The 4,470-nt window shown below is 64.5% G+C and carries 5 protein-coding genes; 3 read left to right on the top strand and 2 right to left on the bottom strand.

Features of this window, described 5'->3' with window-relative positions:
• On the bottom strand, positions 1 to 735 hold a 735-nt coding region (locus A3764_RS13510), incomplete at its 3' end, for an EamA family transporter (RefSeq protein ID WP_067951668.1).
• Positions 736 to 798: 63 nt separating this feature from the next.
• Here A3764_RS13510 and A3764_RS13505 point away from each other — a divergent pair.
• The gene (locus tag A3764_RS13505) at positions 799 to 1,284 is read left to right on the top strand and encodes an MgtC/SapB family protein (protein ID WP_067924717.1); all 486 of its coding nucleotides are present in this window, start codon (positions 799 to 801) and stop codon (positions 1,282 to 1,284) included.
• Between the two features lie 6 nt (positions 1,285 to 1,290).
• On the opposite strand, the gene ftsY is transcribed toward A3764_RS13505, so the two are convergent.
• The gene (gene ftsY, locus A3764_RS13500; protein WP_067951667.1) at positions 1,291 to 2,652 is read right to left on the bottom strand and encodes a signal recognition particle-docking protein FtsY; all 1,362 of its coding nucleotides are present in this window, start codon (positions 2,650 to 2,652) and stop codon (positions 1,291 to 1,293) included.
• 125 nt (positions 2,653 to 2,777) lie between these two features.
• Here ftsY and A3764_RS13495 point away from each other — a divergent pair, with 125 nt between their 5' ends.
• Both A3764_RS13495 and A3764_RS26445 read left to right on the top strand, forming a co-directional pair.
• Positions 2,778 to 3,632, top strand: a complete 855-nt coding sequence (locus A3764_RS13495) for a lytic transglycosylase domain-containing protein (RefSeq protein WP_236628195.1) — start codon at positions 2,778 to 2,780, stop codon at positions 3,630 to 3,632.
• A 122-nt stretch (positions 3,633 to 3,754) separates the two neighbouring features.
• Positions 3,755 to 4,470: phosphotransferase (locus tag A3764_RS26445; RefSeq protein WP_067951666.1), on the top strand; the 716-nt coding region annotated here is incomplete at its 3' end.

The raw sequence follows: 4,470 nt of genomic DNA, 5'->3' as shown, positions 1-4,470 counted from the left end.
CATCATGATCGACCCGAAAGACATAATGCCGATCACGCCGCCGAAAAAGCCGCGCGCGAAAAGCGGGCCGAGGTCCGGGGGATGGTCCATGCGCAACCATCGCCGCGCGGCGATGAAGGGCATGATCACCCCATCGACCACAAAGAACCACGCAAGGAAGGTAAAGGGATTTTCCGTCGCGCGGATGCCGTAGGCGTCAAAGGTGGTGTAAAGCGCCACGAAAAGACCGGTGAGCACGGCAAACCCGAGTGCGGCGTTCAGCGTGTCCCGCTCCGTCTCAAGGAAGATGAGGTTATAGACCGCGAGCCCGAAGATCCCCGCCAGCAGGACTGCCACGCCGACCCATTGCAGAAAGGTGAACCGTTCGGCGAAGATCACATAGGCCCCCAGCACCGCAAAGAGCGGCCCGGTTCCGCGCACCACCGGATAGACCACCGTGTAGGCCCCCTTGGTATAGGCCCATGCCTGCAACAGCTTGTAGATCAGGTGGATGATCCCCGCCCCAAGGAAGATCAGCCACATGTGCGGCTCGGGCCATGGCACGACGAAAAGCGCGAAGGGCAAGGCTATCGAAAGAAAGAATACGTCGATGGCTCCGCGGGTGAGCCATGGATCGTGCCGCCCCTTTTGCAGCGCCCCGAAGACCGCGTGCAGAAAAGCTGCCGACAGTGCCAACCAAAGCGCCAGCCGATGGCCCGCCTCGCTGGCCTCGATACCGGAAAGCCACTCACTCATCGCGGAACCGCCGGCGCAGATACCCGTTGACCCCTTGCGTATTCGCCGCCAGAGAATTGCTGCATGTTCGACCCGCTTCTAGAAGACTTCTCGTCCAGTTTTTCCCGGGTGCCCGTGACCGTCGCCGCGGTGCGCCTGTTTATCGCTGCCGTGCTTGCCGGGGTCGTCGGCATAGAACGGGAATGGCGCCACAAGCCTGCCGGGTTGCGCACGCATATCCTCGTGGCGGTGGCGGCCTGCCTCTTCATCATCATCGGGCTTGAGATGTCCACGCTTGCGTGGGGCGAAGCAGACCAGTTGCAGTTCGACCCGTTGCGTCTGATCGAAGCGGTGACAGCCGGTGTCGCCTTTCTGGCGGCAGGTATCATCTTCACGTCGAAGGGAGAGGTGCGCAACATCACCACCGGCGCGTCCATGTGGCTTGCCGGGGCCATCGGTTTGGCCTGCGGTGCGGGACAGATTTTGCTTGCCGTGCTGGCGACGACTGTCGTCGTTATCGTGCTGACACTGCTGCGACAGCTCGAACGCTTCCTCGGCACGCACGATTGATCCAACTCAGGGCTGCTCCAACCCGACGAGCGCCGCCGCGAATTCATCCGGATCGAAAGGCTGCAGATCGTCGATCTGCTCACCCACGCCGATGGCGTGAATGGGAAGGCCGAAACGATCCGCAAGCGCCACCAGCACGCCGCCTTTCGCCGTGCCGTCAAGCTTGGTCATCACCAGCCCCGAAACATCGGAGATTTCCTGAAATACCTTGACCTGATTGAGCGCGTTCTGGCCTGTCGTCGCATCCAGAACCAGCAGCGTGTTGTGCGGCGCGGTCTCGTCCTTCTTGCGCAGCACGCGCACGATCTTGGCAAGCTCCTCCATCAGGTCGCCCCGGTTCTGCAGCCGCCCGGCGGTGTCGATCAGCAGCAGATCGGCCCCGTCGGCCTGCGCCTTTGCCAGCGCGTCGAAGGCAAGGCTCGCCGGATCCGTTCCCTGCGGCGCGGTCAGCACCGGAACACCGGCCCGTTCGCCCCAGACCTGAAGCTGTTCCACTGCCGCCGCGCGAAAGGTATCGCCCGCCGCGATCACCACCTTCTTGCCCGCCGCCTGAAACTGGCTCGCCAGTTTTCCGATCGTCGTCGTTTTTCCCGACCCGTTGACGCCCACCACCAGCACCACCTGCGGCACCTTTGCGTAAAGCGGCAAGGGTTTCGCCACCGGCTCCATGATGCGGGCGATTTCCTGCGTCATCAGGCGCTTGATCTCTTCGACCGACAGTTTCCGGCCATAGCGGCCTTCGGCCATGTTGGCGGTCACGCGCAGGGCGGTGTCCACCCCCATGTCGGCAGCGATGAGCAGTTCTTCGAGTTGCTCGAGCATCTCGTCGTCCAGCACCCGGCGCACCACGGTCCGGGGGGCGCTGCGGCCCATGAGCCGACCGAACAGCCCGGGCTTTGCAGCCGGGGCCGCCTCTTCGGGTGCGAGGTCGGGCGCGACCGGTGACATGACATCACGCAACGGCGTATCAGGCGTGCCGCCTGCTCCCTCGGGCGATGGCGGCGCCGGAGTAGCGGCATCCTGCGTATCGGCATTCGCGTCGCCGCGGCGGGTTTCGGGGCGCTGGCCCGATGACGGCGCGGGCGCGGTCGGGGGTTCAGTCGCCTCGTCAGCGGGCAGCGGCGCGGGTTCGTCATCCACCGCCTCGGGCAGCACCTCGGGGGCGGTGCCGGGGGTGTCCATCACCTCATCCACCGGGGCCGCGGGGGCCTCGGGCGGTGCCGTATCGTCCATCACCGGGGGTTCCACCGCCGCGCCGGGATCGGCTGTTTCGGCCTCCCCGCCCTCGCTGACGATGGCCTCCAGCCCCTCGTCGATCTTCGACGAGGATTTGAATAACCGATCCTTGAGCTTGGTGAAAAATGCCACGGGGGCCTCCGATCTGCTTTCCTTCGATCTAACCCCTGCCGCGGCGGGATGGAAGTCCGGGCGGCGATTGACACCTTCCGCGCCCCGCGCCACCAAAGACCATGCGTTTGTTTCTGGTAGCGGTTTTGACAATCTGGGCAGGCATGGCGTGGGCCGAGCCACCGCAGAAGTCATGTTCCACCGGCAAATGGGGACAGGTGCACTGCATCCGGGACGCGCATTTCGTCTTTGACACCTGCAACGCCATCGCAACCTTCGCGGATCGCCACGGGCTGAACCGGGATTTCTTTGCCCGGCTCATCTGGCAGGAAAGCCGGTTCGATCCCCACGCCTTGAGCCATGCGAACGCACGCGGCATCGCCCAGTTCATCCCCCAGACGGCAGCGCTTCGCGGGCTGGCCGACCCGTATAATCCCGCTGACGCGCTGGAACATTCCGCCGAATATCTGGCCGAAATGGTGCGCCGCTACGGGAACGAAGGGCTTGCCGCAGTGGGATACAACGGGGGCGAACGCCGGGTGGAAGGCTTCATCGAAGGCGGTGGATTGGCCCCCGAAACGATCGCTTATGTGCCCATCATCACCGGGCTGCCCGCCGAGGTTTGGCGCGACACGCCACCCGAGGATCACGATTTTGCGCTGTCGAAAACCGAACCCTTCGAGGCCGCCTGCGCCAGCATGGCCCAGAAACGCAGGCTGACGCCGCTGACCCCGCCGGAACCCAGCCTGAAGCCATGGGGCGTTCAGGTGGGCTTCGGCACCTCCAAATCAGCCGCGCGCGACAAGGTGGGTAGGCAGACCGCCGCCTGCCGGGCCACCGCCCAGAAGGAGCGGCTGGACCTCGTTTACCGCAAGAACAGGGTGTCGGGGCGGTCGGGCTTTTATTTCGCCCAGTTCGGCAGGGACAGTCGGAAGGGGGCACAAAGCCTCTGCGATAGCCTGCGACGGCAGGGATGCGTCTGCCTCGTGATCAAGAACTGAGGTCTTTCGCCGCCCGCTTCTACCTCAGGATGAAAGTTGCCCTCATTCGGGCCAACATCGGCCATATTCCGCTAACCATGCACCCCGCGAATCCTTGAATTCCAGTAGCTTCTGCAGACAAGATGGCGGCCTGTCCGACACTGACCGCGAAAGGAAAGCCCATCCGTTTCGACCTGCCCAGCCTGCCGTCCGCCCTGCGCGGCGCCGTGGAAGAGGCCCTGCGCGAAGGGGAGCATCGCCGCACGACGCGGCTGGATGTGAAGGGTCAGTATTTCTGGCTGAAGCGGGTGGAACGGCCCGGCCTGCTACGCCGCCTGCAGAAAGGCGACTCCGCCGCCGCTTTTGAGCGGGAACGGCAGACGTTGCACCGCTTCGGCGCGCTGGGTCTGCCGGTGCCCGAAATCATCGCCGAAGGGCCGGATTGGCTGCTGATGCCCGACAGCGGAACACCGCTGGACCGGGTTCTGCTGCACGAAGCCTGGACAGAATGCGACCGGCAGGAAGCTTTCGCCTCCGCCGGGCAGGCGCTGGCGCTTCTCCATCGTGAAGGGGTGAGCCACGGGCGACCCGCGATCAAGGATATTTGCTGGCAAGGCAGCCGCACCACCTTCATCGATTTCGAGAACCATCGCCCCAAGCTCGACACGCCGGACGGTCACGCGCGGGATCTGCTGATCTTCGCGTTGAGCGGGCTGGCCATAGGCAACGGGCCCACGCCCGCCATGACCGAAGCCTTCATCAGCTACCGTGCCAATGACGTTCAGGGTAACTGGGAACGCGCGCAGGACCGGGCGGCGCGNNTNNNCAGTTACCCTGAACGTCATTGGCACGGTAGCTG

It is taken from the genome of Sulfitobacter sp. HI0129 (assembly GCF_001635395.1).
In the GTDB taxonomy this organism is placed as follows: domain Bacteria; phylum Pseudomonadota; class Alphaproteobacteria; order Rhodobacterales; family Rhodobacteraceae; genus Sulfitobacter.
Note: the sequence above shows the minus strand (reverse complement) of the source record. Positions and strands in the feature narration are given on the sequence as shown.